Annotated in this window: 23 protein-coding genes; 7 read left to right on the forward strand and 16 right to left on the reverse strand. The window is 64.1% G+C overall.

The genetic code is table 11. The annotated features are described in order from the left end of the window. From I8N66_RS04780 to I8N66_RS04790, 3 genes are all read left to right on the forward strand, one after another. Positions 1-503 (forward strand): (2Fe-2S)-binding protein (locus I8N66_RS04780; protein WP_291150260.1); only part of this gene is annotated, 503 nt, incomplete at its 5' end. Beyond that, positions 475-1,977, forward strand: a complete 1,503-nt coding sequence (gene cysG, locus I8N66_RS04785; protein ID WP_291150263.1) for a siroheme synthase CysG — start codon at positions 475-477, stop codon at positions 1,975-1,977. The genes I8N66_RS04780 and cysG, both read left to right, overlap by 29 nt. Before the next feature lie 88 nt (positions 1,978-2,065). Beyond that, on the forward strand, positions 2,066-2,761 hold the full coding sequence (locus I8N66_RS04790; RefSeq protein ID WP_113536679.1) for a DUF2268 domain-containing putative Zn-dependent protease: 696 nt from the start codon (positions 2,066-2,068) through the stop codon (positions 2,759-2,761). A 69-nt stretch (positions 2,762-2,830) separates the two neighbouring features. Here I8N66_RS04790 and I8N66_RS04795 read toward each other — a convergent pair whose 3' ends face one another. The 7 genes from I8N66_RS04795 to I8N66_RS04825 form a co-directional block, all read right to left on the reverse strand. Next, a complete protein-coding gene (locus I8N66_RS04795; protein WP_291150268.1) occupies positions 2,831-3,250 on the reverse strand; it encodes a GFA family protein in 420 nt (139 codons plus the stop codon). A 145-nt stretch (positions 3,251-3,395) separates the two neighbouring features. Then, positions 3,396-4,196, reverse strand: a complete 801-nt coding sequence (iolB, locus tag I8N66_RS04800) for a 5-deoxy-glucuronate isomerase (RefSeq protein ID WP_291150270.1) — start codon at positions 4,194-4,196, stop codon at positions 3,396-3,398. A 255-nt stretch (positions 4,197-4,451) separates the two neighbouring features. Continuing rightward, complete coding sequence (gene iolE, locus I8N66_RS04805; protein ID WP_113536676.1) at positions 4,452-5,351, reverse strand: myo-inosose-2 dehydratase; 900 nt, start codon at positions 5,349-5,351, stop codon at positions 4,452-4,454. Positions 5,352-5,450: 99 nt separating this feature from the next. Then, a complete protein-coding gene (gene iolD / locus I8N66_RS04810; protein ID WP_291150273.1) occupies positions 5,451-7,304 on the reverse strand; it encodes a 3D-(3,5/4)-trihydroxycyclohexane-1,2-dione acylhydrolase (decyclizing) in 1,854 nt (617 codons plus the stop codon). Positions 7,305-7,380: 76 nt separating this feature from the next. Beyond that, on the reverse strand, positions 7,381-9,318 hold the full coding sequence (gene iolC, locus I8N66_RS04815; RefSeq protein WP_291150276.1) for a 5-dehydro-2-deoxygluconokinase: 1,938 nt from the start codon (positions 9,316-9,318) through the stop codon (positions 7,381-7,383). A gap of 124 nt (positions 9,319-9,442) precedes the next feature. Next, positions 9,443-10,297, reverse strand: coding sequence for a MurR/RpiR family transcriptional regulator (locus I8N66_RS04820; RefSeq protein WP_113536673.1), 855 nt, complete (start codon positions 10,295-10,297; stop codon positions 9,443-9,445). Between the two features lie 272 nt (positions 10,298-10,569). Next, the gene (locus I8N66_RS04825; protein WP_291150279.1) at positions 10,570-11,697 is read right to left on the reverse strand and encodes a Gfo/Idh/MocA family oxidoreductase; all 1,128 of its coding nucleotides are present in this window, start codon (positions 11,695-11,697) and stop codon (positions 10,570-10,572) included. Between the two features lie 270 nt (positions 11,698-11,967). On the opposite strand from I8N66_RS04825, the gene I8N66_RS04830 reads away from it, so the two are divergent. Next, positions 11,968-12,774: a class II glutamine amidotransferase gene (locus I8N66_RS04830; RefSeq protein ID WP_291150282.1), complete on the forward strand. Its 807-nt coding sequence runs from the start codon at positions 11,968-11,970 to the stop codon at positions 12,772-12,774. A gap of 301 nt (positions 12,775-13,075) precedes the next feature. On the opposite strand, the gene coaBC is transcribed toward I8N66_RS04830, so the two are convergent. Continuing rightward, on the reverse strand, positions 13,076-14,296 hold the full coding sequence (gene coaBC, locus I8N66_RS04835; RefSeq protein ID WP_291150285.1) for a bifunctional phosphopantothenoylcysteine decarboxylase/phosphopantothenate--cysteine ligase CoaBC: 1,221 nt from the start codon (positions 14,294-14,296) through the stop codon (positions 13,076-13,078). Between the two features lie 297 nt (positions 14,297-14,593). Here coaBC and I8N66_RS04840 point away from each other — a divergent pair, with 297 nt between their 5' ends. Both I8N66_RS04840 and I8N66_RS04845 read left to right on the forward strand, forming a co-directional pair. Beyond that, positions 14,594-16,405: a diguanylate cyclase gene (locus tag I8N66_RS04840; protein ID WP_291150288.1), complete on the forward strand. Its 1,812-nt coding sequence runs from the start codon at positions 14,594-14,596 to the stop codon at positions 16,403-16,405. A 161-nt stretch (positions 16,406-16,566) separates the two neighbouring features. Continuing rightward, the gene (locus I8N66_RS04845) at positions 16,567-18,147 is read left to right on the forward strand and encodes an ABC-F family ATP-binding cassette domain-containing protein (RefSeq protein WP_291150291.1); all 1,581 of its coding nucleotides are present in this window, start codon (positions 16,567-16,569) and stop codon (positions 18,145-18,147) included. 8 nt (positions 18,148-18,155) lie between these two features. Here I8N66_RS04845 and I8N66_RS04850 read toward each other — a convergent pair whose 3' ends face one another. Then, complete coding sequence (locus I8N66_RS04850) at positions 18,156-19,058, reverse strand: cation transporter (RefSeq protein WP_291150294.1); 903 nt, start codon at positions 19,056-19,058, stop codon at positions 18,156-18,158. A 196-nt stretch (positions 19,059-19,254) separates the two neighbouring features. On the opposite strand from I8N66_RS04850, the gene I8N66_RS04855 reads away from it, so the two are divergent. Then, the gene (locus I8N66_RS04855) at positions 19,255-20,034 is read left to right on the forward strand and encodes a DUF4239 domain-containing protein (protein WP_291150296.1); all 780 of its coding nucleotides are present in this window, start codon (positions 19,255-19,257) and stop codon (positions 20,032-20,034) included. A 10-nt stretch (positions 20,035-20,044) separates the two neighbouring features. On the opposite strand, the gene I8N66_RS04860 is transcribed toward I8N66_RS04855, so the two are convergent. The 7 genes from I8N66_RS04860 to I8N66_RS04890 form a co-directional block, all read right to left on the reverse strand. Then, positions 20,045-21,313: an MFS transporter gene (locus I8N66_RS04860; RefSeq protein ID WP_291150299.1), complete on the reverse strand. Its 1,269-nt coding sequence runs from the start codon at positions 21,311-21,313 to the stop codon at positions 20,045-20,047. A gap of 255 nt (positions 21,314-21,568) precedes the next feature. Then, complete coding sequence (locus I8N66_RS04865; protein WP_113536663.1) at positions 21,569-22,039, reverse strand: nucleoside deaminase; 471 nt, start codon at positions 22,037-22,039, stop codon at positions 21,569-21,571. Positions 22,040-22,104: 65 nt separating this feature from the next. Further along, positions 22,105-22,698, reverse strand: coding sequence for an ankyrin repeat domain-containing protein (locus I8N66_RS04870; protein ID WP_365886825.1), 594 nt, complete (start codon positions 22,696-22,698; stop codon positions 22,105-22,107). Positions 22,699-23,245: 547 nt separating this feature from the next. Beyond that, positions 23,246-24,025, reverse strand: a complete 780-nt coding sequence (locus I8N66_RS04875) for an SDR family oxidoreductase (protein WP_113536662.1) — start codon at positions 24,023-24,025, stop codon at positions 23,246-23,248. Between the two features lie 168 nt (positions 24,026-24,193). Then, a complete protein-coding gene (locus I8N66_RS04880; protein ID WP_113536661.1) occupies positions 24,194-24,454 on the reverse strand; it encodes a hypothetical protein in 261 nt (86 codons plus the stop codon). Between the two features lie 172 nt (positions 24,455-24,626). Continuing rightward, a complete protein-coding gene (locus I8N66_RS04885; protein ID WP_113536660.1) occupies positions 24,627-25,154 on the reverse strand; it encodes a GNAT family N-acetyltransferase in 528 nt (175 codons plus the stop codon). A 218-nt stretch (positions 25,155-25,372) separates the two neighbouring features. Further along, positions 25,373-26,144, reverse strand: a 772-nt coding sequence (locus tag I8N66_RS04890; RefSeq protein ID WP_291150309.1) for an AarF/UbiB family protein, incomplete at its 5' end; no start/stop codon positions are given.

Genomic DNA, 26,144 nt, shown 5'->3' on the forward strand with positions numbered 1-26,144 from the left:
ACTGGGCCGTCGCCAAGGCAAGCGGCGGTTGGCGTCTGGAGCTTGCGACCGAAGTGGCGCCGGAGGATTGGGCCACCTGGTGCCGGAAGACCTTTCAGCTTGATCAGGATATCGAGCCGATCGGCTATGTGGACGGCCCCACCGGTCAGCGCCGCCTTGCCTTCTTCGACGGCGATCGCCTGCTGCTGGCACTCTTCCTGGCGCCGGAACCGGTCGCCGTTGCCCGCAACTGGGCCGTCGAGCAGCTGAGCGCCTCGCACGCGGATCTGCGCATGCGCTTCGCGCTCGTCGCCGGCCGACCCGGCGCCGACAGGCCCGACCCGGGGGCGACCGTTTGCTCCTGCTTCAATGTCGGCGTCAACCAGATCGTTGCTGCTGTGCGCGGCGGCTGCCGCTCGGTTGAAGCGGTCGGGCAGGCCGTGAGTGCCGGAACCAATTGCGGCTCCTGCCGCGCCGAAATCAGGGGGATCATCGATGGATGCCTTGCTGCCGCTGCGGAATGAAAAGCAATCGCGCGCCGAGCCGGCGCGTATGGCGGCACTCGCCAAGCTGCCGGTTTTCTGGTCGCTCGAAGGCAAGCGCGTCGTCGTCGCCGGCGGCGGCGATGCTGCGACGTGGAAAGCGGAGCTGCTGGCCGCCTGTGGCGCCGAGGTCCATGTCTACGCGCCCGTGGAAGAACTTGGCGACGTTTGCGCGGCGCTGCTCGAGAAGGGTGCCGCTCACCCGTCGGGTCGTTTCATTCACCACAACGAAGCCTGGAGGCCGGATACGCTTTCCGGTGCAGCACTCGCGGTTGCCGATTGCGACAGCGATGAGGAAGCGCAGGTCTTCTTCACGGCAGCCCAGCAGGCCGGTGTACCGGTCAACGTCATCGACAAGCCTGCCTTCTGCCAGTTCCAGTTCGGCTCGATCGTTAATCGCTCGCCGGTCGTCGTGTCGATCTCGACAGATGGCGCAGCGCCCATTCTCGCCCAGGCGATCCGTCGGCGTATCGAGACGTTGTTGCCGCCGGTGTTGAAGGACTGGGCGGCGCTGGCGCAGGCGTTGCGAGACAAGGTGAATACGCGGCTCAAGCCGGGCGCCCCGCGCCGCGCCTTCTGGGAACGTTTCGTCGATCTCGCTTTTCAGGCGACACCGGAGGAGGGTGTCGATACGCGGCTGGTGGCGGAAATGGAGCGCCTGTCGGCGAACCATGCCGCCACCGGCCGTGTGACGCTGGTCGGCGCCGGCCCCGGCGACAGCGAATATCTGACGCTGAAGGCGGTGCGGGCGCTGCAGGCGGCCGACGTCATCCTGTTCGACGATCTCGTTTCGAACGAAGTTCTGGAACTCGCGCGGCGCGAGGCCAAGCGTATGCTGGTCGGCAAGCGCGGCGGGCGCGAGAGCTGCCGGCAGGAGGACATCAACGACATGATGGTGGCGCTGGCGCGCGCCGGCAAACGCGTCGTTCGGCTGAAGGCCGGCGATCCCATGATCTTCGGCCGTGCCGGCGAAGAAATCGCCCGTCTGGAGGACGAGGGCATTCCGGTTGATGTCGTGCCCGGCATCACGGCCGCGAGCGCGATGGCGGCGCGCCTTGGTGTGTCGCTGACCCATCGCGATCATGCGCAGGCGGTACGCTTCGTCACCGGCCATTCCCGCCATGGCGGCCTTCCCGCTGATATGGACTGGCGCGCCTTGGCTGACCCGAAGACCACGACGGTCTTCTACATGGGCGGTCGCACCGCACCGGCCATCGCCGCACGCCTTCGGGAGGAAGGGCTAGGCGGCGAGACTCCGGTCGTCATCTCGGCCAATGTCAGCCGCGACAATGAGCGGCGCTGGCAAGGTACCTTGCGCGACCTTGCAGCCGGCATCGCCGTGATCGGCTACGACGATCCGGTTCTGATCGGCATCGGTGCAGCTTTTGGCGTCAGGCGGGCGCCGATGGTTACTGTCCAGCCTGCGCCTTTTGCCGCAGGTTCGCTTGCAGGTTGAAACTTTCCCTCGTTCGGCGTTGCAAACACCGGCCGCATGCTTACCTTGCCGCGCGGTAGAGTGATGTCGATGACGGGAGATTCGCCAGATGCTGGACCTGCGTGTTCACTTCCTTGAAGCGTATGGATCGCTTGCCCCCTGGCGCGAAGAGGTTCTTCGCCAGGTGCGTGATACCGCCCATCGGGTCGGCGCGCGCGTTCCGGCAGCGGACAGTGCCGCTCCCATCGACATCGTCGTTGAAAACAGGCCGGGCGAGACCATTCCGGAAATGGGCGTGGCCGGCAGTTGCCATCGCAGGGGCCTGGTTTGCCTCACGCTCGACCCTGACAACGAGAATTTTCCTGCCAGTCTCGCCGCCGAAGAAGTGCGGAGAATGCTGACGCATGAACTCCATCATTCCTTCCGCCACGCGACCTGCGGCTATGGCTCCAAGCTCGGCGAAGCCTTGGTCACCGAAGGCCTTGCTGATGCCTTCGAGGCCGAGATAAACGGCGGCGACGGCCATGCCTGGAACCACGCGATTGCGGCAGGCGATTGGGCGGGCTTGCTGGAACGCGCCGAGCGGGAACTCTGGGAAGACGGCTATGATCATGCCGGCTGGTTCTTCGGCTGCGATCGCGCCCTGCCACGTTGGGCCGGCTATACGATCGGCTATCACCTCGTGAAAACCTATCTCGCGGCCAACCCCGATGCGTGCTCGTCGCAGATGACGGCGACGCCTGCATCCGTCGTCATCGGTGAAGCCTGGGCGCCGCTGAAGGAAGGTCTTCGCGCCGCCGCCTGAGTGGCGCGAACGGGATGAAGGAGCCTGCTTGCGGTCGTCCGCCCGCATTCCGTCCGAAGACATCGTGCTCTAGGCGTAGGGCGCTTCATCCCGATCGCGTCCGGGCAGCTTCCTGACGTCGCCGATCCAGGGCAGGGCCGAGGAACACCAGATCTGCGACCGTGGCCGGAGCTGCCGGCGCTGATTGATCGTACCCACCCGGATGCCGATTTCGAGCGCGTCCTCGTCCGTGCCGGTCGTGTAGATCGGCGAGCCGCAATTCGGGCAGAAGAACTGCAGCCGCTGCCGGCCGTTGTCGCCGATCTTCACATAGAGCTTTGGTTCGCCGCCGGTCAGTCGAAAGTTCTCGCGTGCCGTGCCGGCGGTCACGCGATAGGCGGATCCCGTCAGTTGCTGGCAATCGGTGCAATGGCAGATCGCGACGTCGGCCGGATCGATCTCGGCTTCATAGGTCACAAGGCCGCAGTGGCATTGCCCGTTGATGTGCATGGAGGCCTCCCTGAAAGCAGGGAAGCTAGAGCGGAGCCGCAAAAAGTGTATGCCGCTTTCCGCGTTTGCGCTTGGATGGCGCCATGGACGACGGCCGTCACTGGCTGCATCTGAAAGCTGGTGCAGTTGACGCGTAAGTGGAAACTTACACGCCGGTGAACAGCCACTCGTGTTCGCGGGCATTGTGGAACTTCCAGATGCGCTTCGGCCCGGCCATGACGTTGAGATAGTAGACGTCGTAGCCATGCACGGCGGCGACCGGATGATAGCCCCTCGGCACCAGCGTCACATCGCCGTCCTCGACCGCCATGGTCTCGTCGAGCGAGCGATCGTCGGTATAGACGCGCTGCATGGCAAAACCCTGCGGCGGGTTCAGGCGGTGGTAATAGGTCTCTTCCAGATAGCTTTCGGCCGGCAGGTCGTCCTGATCATGCTTGTGCGGCGGGTAGGAGGAAGTGTGGCCGCCGGGCGTGATCACCTCGACCACGAGCAGCGACTGCGCCGAGCCGTCGTCTTCCGGCATGATGTTGGTGACGTAGCGGGTGTTGGTGCCCTTGCCGCGGGTCATTTGCGGATGGGTGCCTGGCGCAATGACCTTCGCCTTGAAGCCGTCGCCGCCCGGCGCCGAGCAGATGGCGAGGTCGAGGTTCGAGGTGGCCGTTGCCTGCCAGCGGCTGCCTTTCGGTACGTAGACGGCATAGGGCTGGCCCTCGAAGGGGGTCATGCGCTCGCCGAGTTCGCCGAAGCTTTCGCCGTTGACGGCGACTTTCGCCTTGCCGGAAACCAGCACCAGGCAGATTTCCTTGTCGCCGGTCTCGCCCTCGGTCGTCTCGCCGGCCTTCAGCCGCTCGACCGCGAAGCCGACATAGGTCCAGCCGGCGCTCTCCGGCGTCACGTTTTGCATGAGGCCCGATTTGGCCTTCGGTTTGACGAGCAGCTTGGACATGTCGATCTCCCTAACTCTTTATCATGGGGTGCCGGTCGTGCGGTCTGCCCCTCACCCTAGACCTCTCCACGCTTGCGGGGAGAGGGGACACCGTTTGCACTTCACCGCTGCCGTTGAGAGGATCGAGCGGTTGCAGCATATCCCTTCTCGCCGCGCGCGGCGAGAAGGTGGCGGCAGCCGGATGAGGGGCGCTGCGTTTCCCTCACCGCGCCGATGAGGGCACTCACTCCAAGTCCGGCGTCCGAAAGTCTGGGCCTACTTGTCGAGCCCGGCTTCCTTGGCGAAGGCCTTCAGCGACTTCAGGCCGAGCGACTGGTATTCGAACGGGTTGCGCACGGCCGAATCCTGTTCGGCCTCGATCACCAGCCAGCCGGAATAGTTGTGCTCGGCCGCGATCTTCAGCACGGGGACGAAGTCGACGCCGCCCTCGCTGTCGCCGGGAACCGTGAAGACACCGCGGCGCACGCCTTCGAGGAAGGAGAGGCCTTCGCCCTCGACGACCTTGCGCACGGCAGGCCGCACGTTCTTGCAATGGATATGGCGGACGCGGTGCATGTATTTCTTCGCGACCTCGGCCGGGTCGGAACCGCCGAACCAGGCGTGGCCGGTGTCGAGGAGCAGCTTGGTCGCCGGGCCGGTGTTCTGCATCAGGAGATCGATCTCCTCGCCGGTCTGGACGATCGTGCCCATGTGGTGATGGTAGACGAGGTCGATGCCCTGGTCGGCGCAATATTGCGCGATCGCTTCGAGGTTAGCGCCGAACGTCTTCCACTGGTCGGCCGGCAGTACCGGCTTGTCGTTGGCGACCGACTTCGTATCGTCGCCATGGATGGCGTTCGAAGTTTCGCAGACGATCGCCACCTTGCAGCCATTGTGCTTCAGGAGGTCGAGATGCGGCTGGATCGCCTTCTTCTCGGTTTCGACGTCATGGGTAAGCAAGTTGGTCGAGTGCCAGCCGGAGACGAAGACGAGATCATAGGACCCGAGCTTCTGTTTCAGCGCCTCCGGGTCGGATGGCATCTTGTGGCCCTTCTCGATGCCGTCGAAGCCGATCTTCTGGCAATCGGAGAGGCAGTCCTCGAGCGTCAGATGCGCGCCGATCGAATGATCGTCGTCGTTGCTCCAGGCGATCGGGTTGGTTCCGTAACGGATCATGTCTTTCACTTTCTGATGCCATCCGCGGAAGACGGATGTTTTGTGAGCATAAACGGGAAAAGCGCCCGCGCGGAAAGCGCGGGCGCCGAAAGAGCAATCTTAGCCGAAGCGCTGGGCGGCGAGCGCCTTCTCATAGCCCTCGCGCGCCGCGTTAACCTGGGCGCGGCCGGAGACCTCGGGCACCGCAACGTCCCACCAGTGGCCGCCGGCCTCGGTGGTGATCAGCGGATCGGTGTCGATGACGATGACGGTCGTGCGCGTCTCGCTCGCGGTCTCCTTGAGCGCCGCTTCGAGTTCGGAGATCGAGCCGACCTTGCGGGTGACGGCGCCCATGGCGCCGGCATGCGCCGCGAAGTCGATCTGCGGCAGCTCGACATGGTGCGTGTCCTTCAAGAGATTGTTGAAGTTGGCGCCGCCGGTGCCCATCTGCAGCCGGTTGATGCAGCCGTAGCCGGCATTGTCGAGCAGCACGATGGTGAACTTGGCGCCGAGCATGATCGAAGAGGCGATCTCCGAGTTCAGCATCATGTAGCTGCCGTCGCCGACCATGACGATCACGTCGTTCTCGGGCTTTGCAAGTTTGACGCCGAGGCCGCCGGCGACTTCGTAGCCCATGGTCGAGAAGCCGTATTCCATGTGGTAGCCGCCTGGCTCTTCAGCCTGCCAGAGCTTGTGCAATTCACCCGGCAGACCGCCGGCGGCGCAGACGAGCGTCGTGTTCTTGGCTCCGCGGGCGCGCTGCACGGCGCCGATCACCTGGGCGTCGGAGGGAAGGGCCGCATTGGTCGTGGCCGTTGCCTTATCCGCAACCGCCAGCCATTCGGCCTTTCCGGACTTCGCCTTGGCGGTCCAACTCGGATCGGCCTTGTGGCTGCCGAGCCCGCCGGAAATGCGGCTGAGGCCGGCGCGCGCGTCGGCGATCAGCGGCAGGCCGTTGTGCTTGCCGGCGTCGAAGGGCTGGACGTTGAGGCCGATGATCTTCAGGGCGTCGTTCTTGAAGAGCGCCCATGATCCCGTCGTGAAGTCCTGCAGGCGCGAGCCGACGGCGAGGACCACGTCGGCCTCCTCGGCAAGCGCGTTGGATGCCGAGGTGCCGGTAACGCCGACCGAGCCCATGTTGAGCGTATGCGAATGCGGCAGGGCCGACTTGCCGGCTTGCGTCTCGACGACCGGGATGCCGTGGCGTTCGGCAAAGTCGCCGAGTTCCTTGCTCGCTTCCGAGTAAAGCACGCCGCCGCCGGCGATGATGATCGGCTTCTTCGCTTCCTTCAGCGCCGCGATCGCCGTGGCCAGTTCGTCGAGATCCGGCTCGATGCGACGCGGCACCCAGACCTTCTCGTCGAAGAAGTTTTCCGGGTAGTCATAGGCTTCGGCCTGCACGTCCTGGCAGAGCGACAGCGTCACCGGGCCGCAATCGGCAGGATCTGTCAGCACCTGCATGGCACGGCGGAGCGCCGGGATGATCTGTTCCGGCCGGGTGATGCGGTCGAAGTAGCGAGAGACCGGGCGGAAGCAGTCGTTCGCCGAAATAGTGCCGTCGCCGAAGCTTTCCACCTGCTGCAGCACCGGATCGGGGCGGCGGTTGGCAAAGACGTCGCCCGGAAGGAACAGAACCGGCAGGCGGTTGACATGGGCGAGCGCCGCGGACGTCACCATGTTGAGTGCGCCGGGGCCGATCGAGGTGGTGCAGGCCATGAAGCGGCGGCGGAAGCTCGCCTTGGCAAAGGCGATCGCCGCATTCGCCATGCCCTGCTCGTTCTGGGCGCGGTAGGTCGGCAGCGTCTCCTTGATCGCATGCAGCGCTTCGCCGACGCCGGCAACGTTGCCATGGCCGAAGATGGCGAAGACGCCGCCGAAGATCGGCACCTTCTTGCCATCGATGACGGTCATCTGGCGGGTCAGGAACCGCGCCACGGCCTGTGCCATGGTCAGGCGCACGGTCTTCTGGCTCATAATCTGTTTCCTCCTCGTGGGCGGAATCGTCCCGTTCCACCCTGCTTGCTGCATTGTCCGACGTTTGGCGTCGATCCTATGCCGCCTTTGTTTCACCCAGTTGCAGCCAGAGATCGACCAGCGCCTTGAATCTCCCGGCCATGTCGGCGATCGCCTGGTCGTCGCTCATCGTGCCGCCGAGCCAGGCCCGGCCGGCATCGGCGAAGATCGTGCGGCCAACTGCAAAGCCCCGGACCGTCTTCGAGGTGCGGGCGGCTGCAAAGCCGTCCTTGAGCTGCTCATAGGGCGCTTCGAGGCCCAAGAGCACCACGCCGCGGCAGAGCGGATCGCGCGCCTCGATGACGGCATCGATCGCTGCCCAGGCGCCGCGGCTCGCCTGCGGCTCGAGCTTCCACCAGTCCGGCTTGAGACCGGCATCGTAGAGTTCGGTCAGCGCCCGCGGAATGGTCTGGTCGTCGAGCTTGCCATGCTTGCCGGCAATGATCTCGATCAGGATCTCACGGCCAACCTTGCGCGCCGCCTCGAAGGCCGAGCGGAGCTTTGCCACCTGCTGGGCTTTCAGCTCTGCCGGATCGTCCGGGTGATAGAAGGAGAGGACCTTGATGCAGTGATCGACCGGCCAGTCGATCAGGCGGCTGCCGAGATCCTGGCTGAATTCGAACTGCAGCGGCCGCGAGCCCGGAAGTTCGATCGGCTTGCCGATCCAGAAATCGCGGTGGGCGCCGGCGGCGTAAAGCGCGTCACGACCGTATTTGTCGTCGATCAGCATGCCGAAGCCGGAGCGGCCGGCCGCGACCTGTGCGGCGGCCTTCACCGCCAGCACCTTGAAGGCGGGAATGCGGTCAAGCAGAGCCTGGTCGCCAGCGGCCATGTCTTCGAGCTGGCTGCGATGGTCGATCGCCAGCGCCATCAGAAGCGGGATGTCGCGGCGGCGCGTGGTTGCCCAGTGAACGTGGTTGATCGCCTCGTCCTTGCGCAGCGCCCGTTCCTTGCTGCCATTTTCCAGGAAGAACTGCAGTTCAGTCCAGGTCGGGATTTCAGGCGCGCAGAGCAGGCGCGAGACGGCGAAGGCGCCGCAAGCATTGGCCCAAGTGGCGGACGTTGCGTGCGGCTCGTTCTTCAGCCAGCCGCGCAGGAAACCGGACATGAAGGCGTCGCCGGCGCCAAGCACGTTATAGACCTCGATCGGGAAGCCCTTGCCGACGATACCGTCTTCGAGATTGTCGGAGATCGGGCCGTCATAGACGATGCAGCCCATCGGTCCGCGCTTCAAGACGATCGTCGCCTTGGAGAGCGAGCGGATCGTCTTCAGTGCCTGGAGCAGGTCGCTTTCGCCCGAGGCGATCAGCACTTCCTCTTCCGTGCCGACGATCAGGTCGCAATCGGCAAGAACCGTTTTCAGGTGCGCCGAAACCCGGTCAGACGCAATGTATCGGCTTTCGCCAGCGTCATGGCCGGCAAGGCCCCAGAGGTTCGGGCGGTAGTCGATGTCGAAGACGACCTTCGCGCCGTTTTCCTTGGCTATACGGATCGCCTTGCGCTGGGCGGCATCGGTGTTCGGCTTGGAGAAATGCGTGCCCGAGACAAGCACGGCGCGAGCGGAACGGATGAACTCCTCGGACACGTCGTCTTCGCAGAGCGCGTTGTCGGCGCAGTTGTCGCGATAGAAGAGCAGCGGGAAGGTCTTGTCGTTTTCGACCGCGAGGATCGCGAGCGCCGTCAGCCGCTCCGGATCGGTGACGATGCCGCGTGTCTCGACGCCTTCACGGGTGAGCTGCTCGCGGATGAAGCGGCCCATCTGTTCGTCGCCGACGCGGGTGAGCAGCGCCGACTTGAGGCCGAGGCGCGCCGTGCCGACGGAAATATTGCAGGGGCATCCGCCGACCGACTTCGCAAAACTCGATACATCCTCGAGCCGCGTGCCGATCTGCTGGCCATAGAGATCGACCGAGGCTCGGCCGATGGTGATCAGGTCGAGCGGCTTGGCTCCCTGTGCCGAAACGTTCTGGCTCACTGCTTCCTCCCCGCGGACACCTTGGCGGGCCCGACCATTTTCGTACTGTGGGTGATGGCCGTATGAAACATAAATTCCGACGTTTAGTCAATATGGAATTTTCATTCTATCTGTTCCGTTTCGCCTAATTGCCCTCGGCTAAGCGCTGGCGCTTCTCGGCGATGGCGACCGTCAGCGCCATCGCGAAGGCCATGCTGGCGGAGAGCGAACGGAAGCCGGCATGGTCGGCCTCGACCAGTTCGAACCAGACTTTCGAGGATTCTGCCAAGGGCGAGAAGGCCGAATCCGTCAGCGACACGACCGGCACCTTGCGTTCGGCGAGCAGCCGCGCCTGGGCCGCACTTTCGGAAGCATAGGGCGAGAAGCTGACGGCGAAGGCGGCGTCGTGCTTCGTCGCCATGGCCAGCATGTCCTCGTCGATGCCGGCGGCCGTGCCGACCAGCTGGTACTTCACCTTGAGCTTGCCGAAGGCATAGGCCATGTAGCTGGAGATCGGGTAGGAGCGGCGCTTGGCGATCAGGTAGATCGTGTCTGCCTTGGCGAGGATATCGACCGCGCGCTCGAAAGCTTCGGGATCGACCGAGGAGGCGATGTTGTCGAGCGAGCGGTGGGCGGCGGCGACGAAGCCGTTGAAGATCGAGCCGCTTTCGAGCTTGCTGTGATCGTTGGCGCTCAGCGCCTTCAGCCGGTCCTCGTAGCCGGGCGTGCGCTCACGCAGCCGGGCGCGAAAGATCTGCTGCAGGCTGGAAAAGCCCTCGAAGCCGAAATGCTGGGCGAAACGCACCAGCGTCGACGGCTGCACCTCGGCGGAGGTCGCGATGCTAGCTGCGGTGCCGAAGGCTATTTCGTCAGGATTGTCGAGCGAATAGGCGGCGACCTGGCGCAACCGTTTCGGCAGCTGCGCCTTGCGCTCCAGAATGGCGGCCTTCAGCGCCTCGAAATCCTGCGGCACCTCTGTCGTCGTTTCCGGCATGGCCATGTCTCGCTCGTCTCCCTCGATGTCAGTCTGGTTTTCGACCTCACCCTAATCGATTAGTCAGGAACGGGATAGAACAGGTGTTCTATTTTTCTCGGAGCATTTCCAGGAAAAGTGCAAAGCGGTTTTCCGTCCGGAATGCGCACCAAAATTGAGAGCATTTCCAGCAAAAGTGCGCAGCGGTTTTGCGTCCGGAAAAGCGCAGCAAGATGGGCGGCATTTCCAGCAAAAGTGCGCAACGGTTTTGCGTCCGGAAATGCGCTGCGCGGAATCGCTTAGATATGCACCCATTCGTTTGTCTTGGCCGATTGATAGGTCGCCGAGAGCACCTTCTGCACCTCATAGCCTTCGCGGAAATCGGTCGACGGCGACTTGCCCGCGGCGATCGCGTCGAGGAACTCCTTGACCTCGATCGCCTTCAGGTCGTTGAAGCCGATCTGGTGGCCGGGCGCGACGCAGAAGGCGCCATAGGGCGGATGTTCGGGCCCTGCCCAGATGGTGCGGAAGCCGCGCGTGCGGATATCGTCGCCGGTCTTGTAGAGGCGGATCTCGTTCAGCCGCTCCTGGGTAAAGACGATGCTGCCCTTCGAGCCGTAGATCTCGAAATCGTGCTGCATCTTGCGGCCGGTCGCGATCCAGCTTGCCTCGAAGCTGCCGGTGGCGCCGTTTTCGAACCGCACGAAGGCGCGGGTAATGTCATCGACCTCGACGGCGCGGGTTTCGCTGGAGCCGGCGGCGAGCGGGCGTTCCGGGATCTGGATGATGGTCTCGGCGAGCACCTGTTTGATCGGGCCGACGAGGTGGCGCATGGAGGCGATGATATGGCTGCCGATATCGGCGAGCGCGCCGCCGCCGCTGGCCGGGTTCAGGCGCCAGCCCCACGGAACCTGCGCGTCGGCCATGAAGTCTTCCGCATGAATGCCGCGCATCGAACGGATCTCGCCGATCTCGCCGCTTTCGATGAGGTCCTTGGCAAGGAAGATCAGCGGATTCTTCAGATAGTTGAACCCGACCTGGGTGACAATGCCGGCTTTTTCCGCCGCCTCCACCATCTCGCGGCATTCGGCAACGGTCGGCGCCAGTGGCTTTTCGCAGTAGACGTGCTTGCCATGGGCGATCGCCGCCAGCGCCATCTCCTTGTGCAAAAGGTTCGGCGTCGTGATGTCGATGATGTCGATATCCCGATCGGTCAGCAGTTCCCGCCAGTCGGCCGTCGCCTTGCGGAAGCCCAACTGGCCGCGAGCGCGCTCCGCACTTTCGACGGTCACGTCGGCGACCGATACGAGATCGAGCTCAAACGGCAGGTCGAAGACCCGCGCGGCAATGGTGAAGCCGAGCGCATGGGCCTTGCCCATGAAGCCCGTGCCGATCAGGCCGATGCCGAGTTTGCGCTTGCTGCCCATGCTGAATTCCTCCCTGGCGGCGCTGCCGTGTAGTTCGAAATGAAATGAATTGTGCAAGTTTTGTCAATATGGAATGTTTGTTCGAAATACGGCGACGATACCGACGTTGTGCCGTTTGAAACAGCCAAAACGGTGCGTTCCGGTTAGCTTCACTTGACGAAGGGGGAATGTGTTAACGCATTTTTACCATGTTCCGTTGGAACATCGCACTTCGTCATGGTTAACGAATCGCTCCGGAAAGATACGGAGCGGAGCTGGAGTGAAATCAGCATGTGCCGTTGGGCAGCCTATCGCGGGGAGCCGCTCTATCTCGAGGAACTGGTGACCTCTCCGGCGCACTCGCTGATCGAACAGTCCCATTGCGCGACACGGGCGAAGACCGCCACCAACGGCGACGGCTTTGGCATTGCCTGGTATGGCGATCACCCGGAGCCCGGGCGTTACCGCGATATCCTGCCGGCCTGGTCCGACTGCAACTTGAAGAGTATCGCTCGGCAGATCCGTTCGCCGCTCTTCCTCGCCCATGTGCGCGCCGCGACCGGCGGCGGTACCAGGCGCGACAACTGTCACCCCTTCGTCTTCGGCCGCTGGTCCTTCATGCACAACGGCCAGATCGGCGACTTCGAGCATCTGCGTCGGCCGATGGAGAGCATGCTCGACAACGACCTCTATTCGGCGCGCACCGGCACGACCGATTCCGAACTCCTGTTCCTGCTCGCCATGCAGTTCGGCCTCGATCGCGATCCGCTCGGCGCCATCGCCGAGGCGCTGGCCTTCATCGAGCAGCTTGCCGAGCATCTGGAACGCCAGGTGCTGGTGCGCTTCACCGCCGCCTTCTCCGACGGCCAGGATCTCTACGCCGTGCGCTACGCTTCCGACTGGAAGGCGCCGACGCTCTATGCCGCACCGATGGGCCCGAGCGGCGGCTATTGCCTCGTTTCCGAGCCGCTCAACGACGACGACAGCGCCTGGGTGGAAATCCCCGACGGCACGGCGGTCATCGTCGGCGAGAACGGAGTCGATGTGCGGCTGTTCTCGACGAAGGGCGCGCCGGTGAGGACGCGTCAACTGGCCTGAGGCCCCGTATCCGCAAGCTAAGCGGCTGGCGTCAGCGCCTCATCCGGGTGCCGCCACATTCTCCCCGCGAGCGGGGAGAATGTCCGTGTGGCGCTCGCTCGCCCACAATGCGACCCTGGAGAGAGCGACTAACTGAAATCACGCCCTCCGTCAGTCGGGCAACGGAACCCCTTCGCGTGTTCGCCATAGTTCTGCCAACGCAAGCGACAGAGACGGTAGTAACGTTTGCCACGTCCCCTCGCGCCGCCTGCGGGAGAGGGTTAGTCCTCGGGTTTAACCGGAGGAGAGGGGCGATGGTGGATCAGCCCCGTTCTTTCCGCGCAAGTTCGTCCGCAATCATGGCCGCCAGTTTCTGTGCCACCGCGTCCTTGTCCATCTCCGGCCAGTCGTCGTTGCCGGCGGCCGAGATCAGTTTCACCTTGTTGCGGTCGCCGCCCATGATGCCGGTCGCCGGTGACACGTCGTTGGCGAGGATAAAGTCGGCGCCCTTGCGTTCGAGCTTGGCGCGACCGTTGTCGGCGACGTTTTCGGTTTCGGCGGCAAAGCCGATGACGAGTTTCGGCCGCTTGGCGTGGTGGCCGACCGTCTTCAGGATGTCGGGGTTTTCCGCAAGCTGCAGCGGAGGCGGGGCCTCGCCCGGCTTCTTCTTGATCTTGTTGCCGGCAGCTGTTGCCACCCGCCAGTCGGCAACGGCTGCGACCATGACCGCAACATCGGCGGGCAGGGCGGCAAGCACCGCGTCGCGCATCTCTTCGGCCCGTTCCACATGTACGACCTTCACGCCCGCCGGATCCGGGATCGTCACCGGGCCGGAGACCAGCGTGACGTTGGCGCCAAGTCGCGCCAGCGCGCCAGCGATCGCGTGGCCCTGCTTGCCGGAGGAGCGGTTGGCAATATAGCGCACCGGGTCGATCGGCTCATGCGTCGGCCCTGAGGTGACGACGATGCTGCGCCCGGAAAGCGGTTTTGGCGTTCCGCCAAGAAGTTCCTCGACGGCCGCGACGATCGCTAGCGGCTCGCTCATGCGGCCCTCGCCGGCCTCGCCGCTTTCCGCCATCTCGCCGGCTTCCGGGCCGATGAAGCGGATGCCGTCCTTGGCAAGCGTCGCCCGGTTGCGGCGCGTTGCCGGATGCGCCCACATCTTCGGGTTCATCGCTGGTGCGACCAGCACGGGCCGGTCGGTTGCAAGCAGAATGGTCGAAGCCAGATCGTCCGCATGGCCGTTCGCCATCTTCGCCATCAGGTCGGCGGTTGCCGGCGCCACGACGATCAGGTCGCATTCGCGCGCGAGGCGAATATGGCCGACATCCTGTTCGTCTTCGCGGGAGAAGAGGTCGAGATAGACATGCGAGGCCGAAAGCGCACCGGCAGCAAGAGGCGTCACGAATTGCTGCGCGCCCGCGGTCATCACAGGCCTTACGCTCGCCCCGCGCTCGCGCAGGCGCCGAATGAGATCGAGGCTTTTATACGCCGCGATGCCGCCGGAGATGATCAGGAGAATGCGCTTGCCCGACAGTGTCATTTGCTACCGGCCTTTCGGCCGTCCTCTTGCCCGGCATGGGCCGCCGAGCCTACGCGATACCAGAATATTCCCATCGGCTGGCCTCGCCAGCGTCTTCCAGGTCGAACCTACTTGAGCGACCTGCCGGGCGCAACGTGTCCCGCCGGGTGGGCTGGTCGTGCATCGACAGTTGCTCCGCTCCGTGGTGTGCGATGGAACAAAAGCCGCGTCGTCCGCTTCAACCTGTTCCGGGCCTGTTGCCGAAGCCTGATAATGCGGTTAATCCGCTCTCAATCCGCGGGGGCTAAGCTTCTCACCATGCGAATAAATGCGATCACCAACTGGGCCTATGGCGTGACCGTCCTCCTGACGGCGCTTTCGGGCGCCGCCTTCATCCTGTCGACGGACAGCGCGATCAAGGAGCGCCAGGCGGTTGAGCAGCATCTGGTGCTCGATACGCTTGGCGAAGAGCTGGCACTCGGCGCGGAAACGCGAACCGACGAAGCCCGGCTCTACGTGATGCGCGGCGACGCGCGCCATCTCGAAGCCTTCCATCGCGCCGAGGATGAAGAGCGCAAGCGCGAAGAGGCGGTCAAGACCGCGACGAATTTCGGGGCCTCTCCGAGCGAGATTGCGGTCTTGCAGGATATCGTGCGCGAGGCCGAGGCACTCGACAAGGTCGAGATCGCCGCCATCGAGGCCTATCAGAAGGGCGATCGCGCGGTCGCGCAGGAAAGGCTATTCGGACCGGAGCACGAGCGCCTGCAGACTGCACTTCTGGACACGGTTGCGCGGTTTCGCGACCTGACCACCGTGCGCACCGGCGCGGCCCTCACCGAAGCGCAGGAACGCAGCGATTGGTTCGCCGCCGCCGCCAAGACGATGCTCGGCATAACCGCCGCGTTGTTCCTGAGCGTGCTCTACTTCATCCTCAAGCGTCGCGTCGCCATGCCGCTGACGCGCATGAGCGGCATCGTCACACGCCTCGCCGAGCAGGATTACGCCGTCGAAGTCCCGCTCGACCGCCGCACCGACGAGATCGGCGAGATGAACAAGGCAATCCATATCTTCCGCGAGAACGGCCTAGAACGGGACCGTCTCGATGCCGAGCGGCGGTTGGACCAGCAGACCAAGGACCTGATCCTGCAGATGATGCACCGGCTGCAGGCCTGCCAGGGTCAGGACGAACTGGCCGAGGTCGTGGCCCGTTTCGCACCGCAGGTCTTTCCCAATCTTGCCGGCCATCTCTACGTCCTGAACGACAGCCGGACGCTCTTGACCCGCGTTGGCTCCTGGCTCGATCCGCAGCACTCGGCGCCGACATTTCCGTCCAGCGCCTGCTGGGGCCTTCGCCGCGGCCGGCCGCATGTGAGCAACCGCGGCCACAGCGACATTGCCTGCCAGCACCTCGATGACGATGGTGTGATCGGCCTCTGCGTGCCGCTGACGGCCCAGGGTGATACGATCGGGCTTCTCTATTTCGAGGAACGTTCGCAAGAGGAGTTCGCGGTTGATGCCTCGCGTCTCTATCTCGAACTGATCGCCGAGAACATCGGCCTTGCTGTCGCCAATCTTCAGCTGCGCGAGAAGCTCACCAATCTGGCCGTGCGGGATGCGCTGACCGGGCTGCTCAACCGTCGCTGCCTCGACGAGGCGCTCAATCGCCGGCCGCGCGGGCAAGACGGCAAGCTACTCACCTGCCTGATGATCGACATCGACCACTTCAAGCGCTTCAACGACGAGTTCGGCCACGATGCCGGCGACGTCGTCATGCAATATGTCGCGCAGCTCATCGTCGACACGGTGGCCGAGGCCGGCAACGCTTATCGCTTTGGCGGCGAGGAATTCACCGTGCTGCTGCCGGAAGCCGGTGAAGCCTCGGGTTATGAACTTGCAGAGCGGCTGAGGACCCGGATCGGCACCACGCCGCTATCGCATCGCGGCCGAATTCTTGGCACGGTGTCGGTCTCGATCGGCATCGCCTCGGCCCCGGACGACGGGCCGGTCGCCACGCTGCTGACCCGCGCCGACGCGGCCCTTCTCCACGCCAAGAGCCATGGCCGAAACCGCAGTGTCTGCGCCTCCGGGTTGAGTTTCAGCGACGGCCTGGAACGACGCAGTCTCGCCTGAAGGCATCATCCTCGCCGCGCTGCATTGCATGTTCCGCCTTGAAACGGGCGCATTCGGTGCTATCTATGGCCGCGATAGAAATTTGAACAGGATACACGCATCGATGGATTTCACCCTGACCGCCAAGCCGAACCGTCTTGCCATCAGGGAAAACCATATCCATGCCTGCTTCGATTTCACTCTCCCAAATTTCGTGGTCCACGCCTGAGGGCCGAAGCCTTTTCTCCAATCTCGACCTGACCTTTGGTCCTGTTCGTACCGGCCTTGTCGGCCGCAACGGCGTCGGAAAATCCACGCTGCTGCGCCTCGTCGAAGGATCGCTTGCGCCGCAATCCGGTAAGGTCACCGTCGCGGGCAGCCTCGGCATGCTCAGCCAGACCGTCCAGGTCGCGGCCGGTGAGACCGTCGCCGATCTTTTCGGCGTCTCCGACGCGCTTGCGGTTCTGCAGAAAGCGGACGAGGGGCACGCCTCCGTGGACGAACTGGCTTCCGCCGATTGGACGCTGGAGGCTCGCATGGAGGAGGCGCTGGCGCGCGTCGGTCTGGACGCGGTAGCGCAAACGCGCCTTGCCGCCCTGTCCGGCGGGCAGATGACCCGTGTGAAGCTTGCCGCGCTCCTCTTCAAGGAGCCGGATTTCATTCTGCTCGACGAACCCACCAACAATCTCGATCGCGAGGGCCGGGCCGCCGTAGCCGCGCTGATGGCGGGCTGGCGCGGCGGCGCCATCGTCGTCAGCCATGACCGCGAACTCCTGGAGACGATGGATGCGATCGTCGAACTGACGACGCTCGGCGCCACCACCTATGGCGGCAACTGGAGCCACTACCGTGAGCGCAAGGCGATCGAGCTCGCCTCGGCCCGCCATGATCTCGCCGATGCCGAGCGGCGCCTCGCCGAGGTTGACCGAAAGGCCCAGGAAACGGCCGAACGCAAGGCACGCAAGGATGCCGCCGGTCGTCGCAAACGTGCCAAGGGGGACCAGCCGTTGCTTTTGCTTGATGCGAAGAAGGAGCGTAGCGAAAAGACCGGTGGTGACAACGCCCGCCTTGCCGAACGCCGTCGTGATCAGGCGGTCGGCGATCTCGCCGAGGCACGCGAACGGATCGAGATCCTGCAGCCGCTGACCGTCCGCCTGCCTTCGACCGGCCTGCCGGCCGGCCGCAACGTGCTGCAGATCGAAGATGCCAGCGTCGGCTATGAACCGGGCAGGTCCGTGGTCGACGGGCTGTCGCTTTCGATCGTCGGTCCGGAACGCGTCGCGCTCACCGGCCGTAACGGTTCCGGCAAGACGACGTTGCTCTCGTTGCTGACCGGTGACCTGCAGCCATGGTCCGGCAGCGTGCGCATCCTGGTCGAGCACGCCATGCTTGATCAGCAGGTGAGCCTGCTCGATCCCAACCTTTCAATCCGCGACAATTTCCGGGGTCTCAATCCCGAAGCAACCGAGAACGCCTGCCGTTTGGCACTGGCCCGCTTCATGTTCCGTGCGGATGCCGCCTTGCAGATCGTTTCGAGCCTCAGCGGCGGCCAGATGCTGCGCGCCGGGCTTGCCTGCGTGCTCGGCGGCAGCAACCCGCCGCAACTCTTGATCCTCGATGAGCCGACCAACCATCTGGACATCGATTCGATCGAGGCGGTCGAGGCGGGTCTCAGCGCCTATGACGGTGCGCTGCTGGTCGTCAGCCACGACCGCGCCTTCCTTGAAACGATCGGCATCAGCAGGCGGATCGAGCTTTCCTGAAAGGGGGCTCACTCCGCCCAGCGCGCTTCTCCGGTAAAGGCAATGGTCAACCAGCGGTCGTGACCGGGATCGCCGATCTCCTCGCCGATCTCGGTGCGGATCCGGTCGAGTTCGGCGAGCGTGCCGACCTTGGTTTCGGGCGTTCCGATCAGATAGACCTCGATCGTCTTGGAGCGTCCGACCTTGGCGACATAGGTGCGGTAGTCGGCAAAGCCGTGGCGCGTGACGGCGTTGGCCGCTGCCTGCCGCACGCGTTCATCGAGTTCGGCGGGCGCGACGAGGAAGATCTCCTTCAGCGCCTGGAAGACGGTGCGGATCGGCAGCGGGATGAGGCAGAGCGTCAGCACGATCAGGATCGCCGGGTCGACATAGGGCGTGACGTGTTCGTAAGCCGTGCCCTTCAGGGCGGCGGCGATCACGAAGGCAACGAGCAGCGCGGAGGTGATCGCGCCGGACATCGCCCAGGCGCGCACGTCGAGCGCCAGGAACTCAGAGCCGATCGGCCGGTTCGCCCGGCGTACATAGAAGAACATGAAGACGCAGATCACCACGACGACGGCCGCATAGGCGATCGCCCAGTCGAAGGCGAGGTGGTTGCCGCCCGACAGGAGCGAGCCGACGGCGTTCACCATCGCATAGAAGGAAAGCAGGGTCAGCAGCCCGGCATTGAAGAGCAGCACCATCGGCTCGATGTGCCAGAAGCCCATCTGGAAGCGCTTGCTCGGCTTCGGGATCAGTTGCGTCACGCCCAGCGCAAGCACGGTCATCGAGGCGTCGACGGCCGAGAAGACGCCGTCGAAGACGATCGAGACCGAGCCCGAAAGCAGACCGAAGATAACACCCGTCACCCCGACGACGACGGTGGCCGCGATCGATTGTTTGAGGACCGTTTGTTCGCTTGGGGCGGTCATGATGTTGTTTTTACTCCTGTTTCGGCGCGGTGCTTAGGGGCGGGCAGTGTCGAAATGGTGGCGGAGGCGGCAAACATAGCGGTTTGCCTGCGCACAGGACAGTTTTTGCGAGCATAAGCTAATAAAGCGAGACGTTGTATTTCCGGGTCTCTACGCTCAGAATTGCCGGCGTGATCGGCGACCGGGGGAGGGAAAAATGATCGTCGAGATAGTACTCGGTGCCCTTTTCATTTTTGGCACGGTCGGCTTGACGCTTGCGGCCTATTTCCTGATGCGGTTGATCATGGGGGGCGAGGCGGAGGGGCATGAGAAGGAACTTGCGAGCTCCATTATCTTCCGGGTCGCAGCGCTGCACGGGCTGATCCTGGCGCTCGTGTTTGCCCAGGAAATGCTTGAGTACCAGCAACTCAAATACGAGATGGCGACCGAAGCCGGAGCGGTCGCTGACATCTACTACGATGCCGAACGTTACGGCGAGACGTTCAAGGCGCCGATCCAGCAGGCGATGTCCGCCTACGTAGCCCAGGTGATCGACGGTGAGTGGCAGTCACTGGGGGACAAAGGCCGCCTGTCAAAGGAGGCATGGGCCCATTGGGATCGCACCTACCAGCATGTGTTGAATCTGGTGCCCGCGGACAAGCGCCAGGAAAGCCTGCGCAGCCAGATGCTGGAGCGTCTGCATGACATTTCGCAAAGCCGGACGAAGCGCGAAAGCAATGTCGCCGATTCGATCGATAGCATCTTCTGGTTCGCCGCGCTCGCCGGCATCATCTTCATTGCGCTCGCCTATTATTCCTTCCCGCCGATGCCGCGCAATCTGCTGCTGCTTTGTCTCTTCGGCGCCTATACCGGCATCATCCTGTTCCTGATCTACGCCTTCTCCAACCCGTACCAGCCGCCGGCGGCGCTGGCACCGGGGCCGCTCGAACGGGTGCAGCAGCAGATCGGTGCGTCGCCATCCGCCACCGGCGGATGACGGGCCGTCGCTAGGCGAATTGACCCAGCCGCAGCAGATCTCCGCTGATGGCGCCACTGCCGAGCCTGTCGGTGCGGGCGGCTTCCGGGCGCGGCGGCGGCATGGAGTGGCCGATCGCAAACAGCAGCGCGCTCGCCCCCGAAAGCAGCGCAAACAGCAGGAACATGCCGGCGCCGCCGATCGTGCCGAGCGCCAGGCCGCCGATCAGTGGCCCAAGGAAGTTCCCGACCGTCGAAAGCGAATGCGCACCGAAATAGGTGCCGCGATTGCCGTCATCGGAAATGCCGTCGACCAGCACATACTCGGAGGGCACGACGAGCACCTCGCCGATGGTAAAGAGGATCATCGAGGCGACGAGCATTTCCATTCCGGACGAGGCTGCAAAGCCGATTTCCCCAACCAGGAACAACAGGCAGCCGAGCGACAGTGCCGGCAGCGCACCGATCCGTTCAATGAGGAAGCGGGCGGGCGTGCTCGCGATCAGCACCGTTGCGGCATTGGTCGAGACCAGAAGCGCAAAGAGGGTGACGCCATCCTCGAACCCGGTGTTCAGATATTGCGACAGGGTTACCGACCACTGGCCATGGACAGCGAGCAGCAGGGTGCCGCCGATGACGAAGAAGACCAACCGTCGGTCGCGCAGGGCGGTGACCAGCCCGCGCCAGCCACCGGTGGTGCGGGATGCCTGCTGGCTTTCAATCGCCTGCCTGTTGCCGGCTTCCGGCACGGCGAAGAAGAGCACGAGGGCGAAGGCGGCATGCATTGCGCCGGCAGTGACGAACAGGGTCGCATAGGCAGCGCTGACCCAGACGCCGATCAGCGGGCCGATGGCCCAGCCGGCATTGATGGCGAGATAGCGCCAGGAGAAAACCCTGAGGCGCAGATGCGCCGGCGCGGCATCGCTCATCAGGGCCCGTGAAACCGGTTCATAGACAGCGGCTGCGACGGCAGAAACAATATGCGCCAGCGCGAAGGCCGCGATCGATTGCGCCAGCCCGAGCCCTGCAAGCGCCAGCCCGGCCATGAAAAGCGCTGCGGTCAGCACGCCTTTTCTGCCGATCCGGTCGGAGAGCGTGCCGGCAAAGGGGCTGACGATGGCGCCGAGCAGGGGACCAACGCCGATCAAGGCGCCGATGCTTGCGGGAGTGAGGCCGAAATCACGCTGCAGGCGGATCGCAAGGAAGGTCAGGCTCATGCCCTTGGCGATCGTCACCACGCCGGAGCCCGCGATGAGAAGCAGCGCGACACGGCGACCCGCTCGTTCGGAATAGGCGTTCATCTCGGGCACCTGCAGGCTGGGGTCGCTCCGTGCGAACGGCGAGCGACGAGGATGGAGTAGGAGGCTCTCCTTGCGATTACATCCGCCGCGTGTGCTCGGCAAGTGGCACGAGCTTCCAGCGGCGATCAGCCTCTGTGGTCGAGGGTGTTGCTTTTCCCCGCGAGCCGGATCCCGAACGAAAATCGGAGGCGACCACCTGACGTGGCCGCCTCCGGGGCAATGCCGGCTGGGCTTGGTGCCGGCTGAGCCAGCAGCCTATTCCTTCCCCTGGCGTTCGTGCCAGGTCTCGTAGAGCGGAGTCGCGCCGCTATCGGCGACTGGTACATGGCGGAAGCGCATGGCCTGTTCGGTAAGCGGTTTTGCCAGTTCCGCATAGATTGCAGCCGTCGACAGGCCAAAAGGTTCCGCGTCGGCATTCGAGTTCGCATAGGCGATCTCGGTGATCCCGGCCATGCGCATGGCGGCAAGGCACATCGGGCAGGGCTGGCCGCTGGCGTAGACGGCGGCACCTTCGAGCCGCGGCGAGCGAAGGTTCCGGGCGGCGGCGCGCAGCGCATTCAGTTCCGCATGCGAGGTCGGGTCGCCGCTTGACAGCATCTCGTTGACGCCTCGGCCGACGATCTCGCCATCCTTGACGACGATGGCGCCGAAGGGGCGGCCGCCTTTTTCGATGTTGCGACGGGCGAGCGTTACCGCTTCGGCGAGATAGGTCTGTTCCTGGTTCATTGGGGGGCTCCAGTAAGAGCAATTCCGGGAAAGCGCGGAGCGGTCCGGACTTGCGTTCGTACGAACTAGCGCGCGCCGGCGTCGGCCAGCAGTTTCTCGATCTGGCCGTAGCCGCGCTGGCGCGCATGGCGCAGCGGGCTGACGCCTTCACCATCGGCAAGGTTGACGTCGGCGCCCCCTTTGATCAGCAGCCGCACGATCTCGGTGTGCTTTTCGCCGCCGCTGCCGAGGATGATCGCCTCCAGCAGTGCCGTCCAGCCGAGCCGATTGACGTGGTCGACGTCGACGCCCGCCTCGATCAGTGTCTTGACGGTCTCGACGTGGCCGCGCTCGGAGGCCGGGATGAGCGCCGTTCCGCCATAGCGGTTCGTGCTCTTGAGGTCGGCGCCATTCGCAAGCGTCAGCTTCAGAATCTCGAGATGGCCGCGCGCACCGGCATAGAGATAGGGGCTGTCCTGGATCTTGTCCTTGGCGTTGACGTCCGCGCCGGCCTCGATCAGGGCGCGCGCCGCATCGACGCGGTTTTCATGGGTGGCGACGAGAAGGGCGGTGGCGCCGCTGGCATCGCGGGTCTCGGGGCTTGCGCCCTGCTGCAGCAGCGATTTGACCTTGTCGGCATCGCCGGCTTCGGCAGCAGAAATCAGTTGGGTTTCGAGCATGGAGGCTCCCACGGCTGCGGGTGAAAGGCTGAAGGCGGCGATCGATGCGCCGACCAGCGAGCCGAAAAGTCTTGGTCGCATTTGGTCTTTCCGATCATGCCGATCGGTCGAGCAGGCCGACCGATCGCGGTGGTTCCGGTTGAGGGCGAGACGTGAAAACCCGGAAGTGGGCGCACTTTCGTCCCGCTCTCGCTCATCGCGATCTCGTGCTTACTTGAGCCGGTTCGTGACCTTTTCAAGGGCGCAAGACACGCGTTGTGCCGAACGTGTCCCGCGCCCGGCATGGCACCCCTCGATGGCGACCATAGGTGGCAGTCCATCTATTTGGAAATTAAATGTACGAATGATAAAAAGTGGAAATATGAATGAGCTTCGGTCCGAGTGGGAGCTGCTCAGAACGTCGGCAATCGTGACCGATTGCGGAGGCGTTGCGGCGGTGGCTGGCCGTCTTGCATACCACCTCATCAACCGGGATGTGCGGGCATGGGGACCGGGTGTGACCTGACGAACGATCACACCATCCGTGGCCAGACGCGCCTGAATTGCCCTAGAGCATAGACCGGCTGAGACCGCCATCGACGGGCAACGCGACGCCGGTGATGTAGCTGGCCTGGCGGCTTGCGAGGAAGGCCGCCGCCGCGCCGAATTCCGCCGGGGTACCGTAGCGTCCAAGCGGGATCTCCTGCTGGCTGCGGGCGGCGACCGTCGCGATATCGACCCCCTCGCTTTCGGCATCCATCCGGTCGAAGCTGAGGGTACGGTCAGTGGCAAGTCGCCCAGGAAGAAGCAGGTTGACGGTCACGCCCTCGGCTGCGACCTCGCCAGCCAGTGTCTTCAGCCAGCCGGCGACAGCGCTACGCAGCGCATTCGATGCGGTGAGCCCGACGATCGGCTCGCGGATGCTGGTGGAGGCGACGGCGATGATGCGTCCGAACTGGCGTTCCCGCATGCCGGGCAGGAGACGTCCGGCGATGCGCATGCCGGCCAGCACCATGGTTTCGAATTGCGCGCGCCAGAAATCGGGTTCGATCGCCGAGGCCGGGGAGGGCGGCGGTCCGCCGCCATTCAGCACCAGAATGTCGATCGCGCCGAAGTCGGCTTCGAGCCGGTCGAGCAACCCGTCGAGCGTATCGGGCTTGGAAAGGTCGAGAGCGTAGCCCCGCGCCGACGGGCCGATGTCGCTTGCCACCTTGGCGGCCGATGCCGCATCGCGGCCGGTCAGTGCAACGATGACGCCTTCGCTTGCCAGCGCCTCGGCAATGCCGCGGCCCAGTCCCTTGCTGCCGCCGAGCACCAGCGCGCGCTTTCCAGCAATACCAAGATCCATGACCGCTTCTCCTCGATGTGGAATGCAAAATGACCAGGAATTGGAGCTACTACAGTTTTGACCGAAGCGGAATCGAATTGAGTGCCGGTGAACGGCAGGCGCAGGCCGAACGGAAAAGCCCGGTCGGAAACCGACCGGGCTCTTGCCCCTCACCCTGCTTGCGACGGATCAGCGGCAGATGCGGACTTTCTTGAAGTAGAGGTTGCCGTAGTGGTCGTAGCGCTTGACCTTCTTGATGAAGCAATAGGGCTCTTCTTCATAATAATAAGGGCCGCCGTAATAGTCGCCGACGTAGCCGACATGCCCACCCCAACCATGGCCGTAGTAGCCGTTGCTGAAGCCGATCGTCAGGCCGCCCGCCTGCGACGGGGCGGCAAAGGAGACGGCGGCGGTAACGGCAACTGCGGCTGCGATGATGAACTTGCGCATGATGTTCTCTCCTCCGGGTTGGTTGGGATGAGCCTTCGTCATCCATGGGGAGACCATCGCATCGGTCGGATATATTCGCAGTTCCGGATGGAACAGGGTGTAGCCGGTGGTTGCGTTGGACAGCCATCGGCCGACACTGGCCGATGACGATTACCGGATCTGCGGCGCCAACTTAAGGGCGCGGACCTGCTGGAGCGCGGATACGTGCCATGGCGAAAACGTCCGCGAGCACGCCGTTGCGGAGCGCATAGGCCCTGTGCGTGCCCTCCATCTCGAAGCCCGTCTTGCGGTAGAGCGCGATCGCCGCCTCGTTGTCGGTGAACACCGTGAGTTCGATACGGCTGATGCCCAGCCAGTTGTCGGCGGCATCAATCAAAGCCGTAAGTAACGCCTTACCGATCCCCTCGCCGCGATGACTGTCGTCGACGCTGATGCCGAGCGCTGCCGAATGAAGCCGGCGCCCCTTGCTGCGATGCAGCCCGGCCATACCGATGATGCGACCGGCGCGCTCGGCGACGATGACGATGCTGTCGTCCGAGAGGCTCTCCAACCACTTGCGCGTCTGTTCCGGGGTGGCGAAGGGCTGGCGCAGCGTACCCGAGCGGATGCCCGGCTGGCTCATCAGCGCCGAGATCGCTTCGAAATCGACGACGCGGGCCGCGCGGATGCTGATGTCTGAAGGATCGTGTGCCTCGGTCATTGTTTCCTCTCTTTGGTTCCGAGGAAACAGGACCCAACCCTGCTCGCCTCGGCAGGGTTGGTGGGGGACTTTTCGCTTAAATCAGCGCAACAGGTCTCCCGCACACCCCTGGGGTATGCGTGCAAAGCACCATTGCGAGCATCGAACGATTGTCCATGCGCCGAGAATAGCAAGCGGAAGTGGAAAGACAAGCCCGCAGAACGCTCAGCGCTCCCCGATCAGGTCACCTGCCAGGCGATGTAGACCAGCGTGACGGCGATCAGCCAGAGCGCGACGCGGCCGGAGCGGGTGTGTTTTGCTTCCGCCTTGCCGATTGCATACGCGGTCTCCGCGTCGAAGCGCAGGCCGTTTTCGCTCATTGCCATGATCTCGCTGGAGAACTTTTCCGTGCGGGCGGCAATTTCAGGCGCGGCCTCGGCGAGCCGAAGGGCCGCATGCAGGCCGTCGCGCAGATCCGTGACGATGCGCTTCGGTCCAAGATTGTCGCGGATCCATTTGCCGACGACAGGCTCCGAGGCCTTCCACATGTTAAAGCGCGGATTGAGCGTGCGGGCGACCCCCTCGACGACCACCATGGTCTTCTGCAGCATCACGAGCTCGGGGCGCGTCTGCATGTCGAAGAGTTCGGTGACCTCGAAAAGCAAAGTCAGCAGCTTCGCCATGGAAATGGTTTCGGCCGGCTGGCCGTGGATCGGCTCGCCGATCGCGCGGATCGCCTGGGCGAAGCTCGCGGCATCGTGGTGCGATGGCACGTAGCCCGCCTCGAAATGCACGTCGGCCACGCGCTGGTAGTCGCGGGTGATGAAGCCGAACAGGATCTCGGCCAGGAACCGACGTTCCTTCTTGCCCAGCCTTCCGACAATGCCCATGTCGACGGCGACGATATGGCCGCTATCGTCGACGAAGAGATTGCCCTGGTGCATGTCGGCATGGAAGATGCCGTCGCGCAGCGTGTGGCGCAGGAAGGTCTGGATCTGCACTTCGGCAAGG

The sequence above is a fragment of the Ensifer sp. SSB1 genome, assembly GCF_016652895.1.
Classification (GTDB): domain Bacteria; phylum Pseudomonadota; class Alphaproteobacteria; order Rhizobiales; family Rhizobiaceae; genus Ensifer.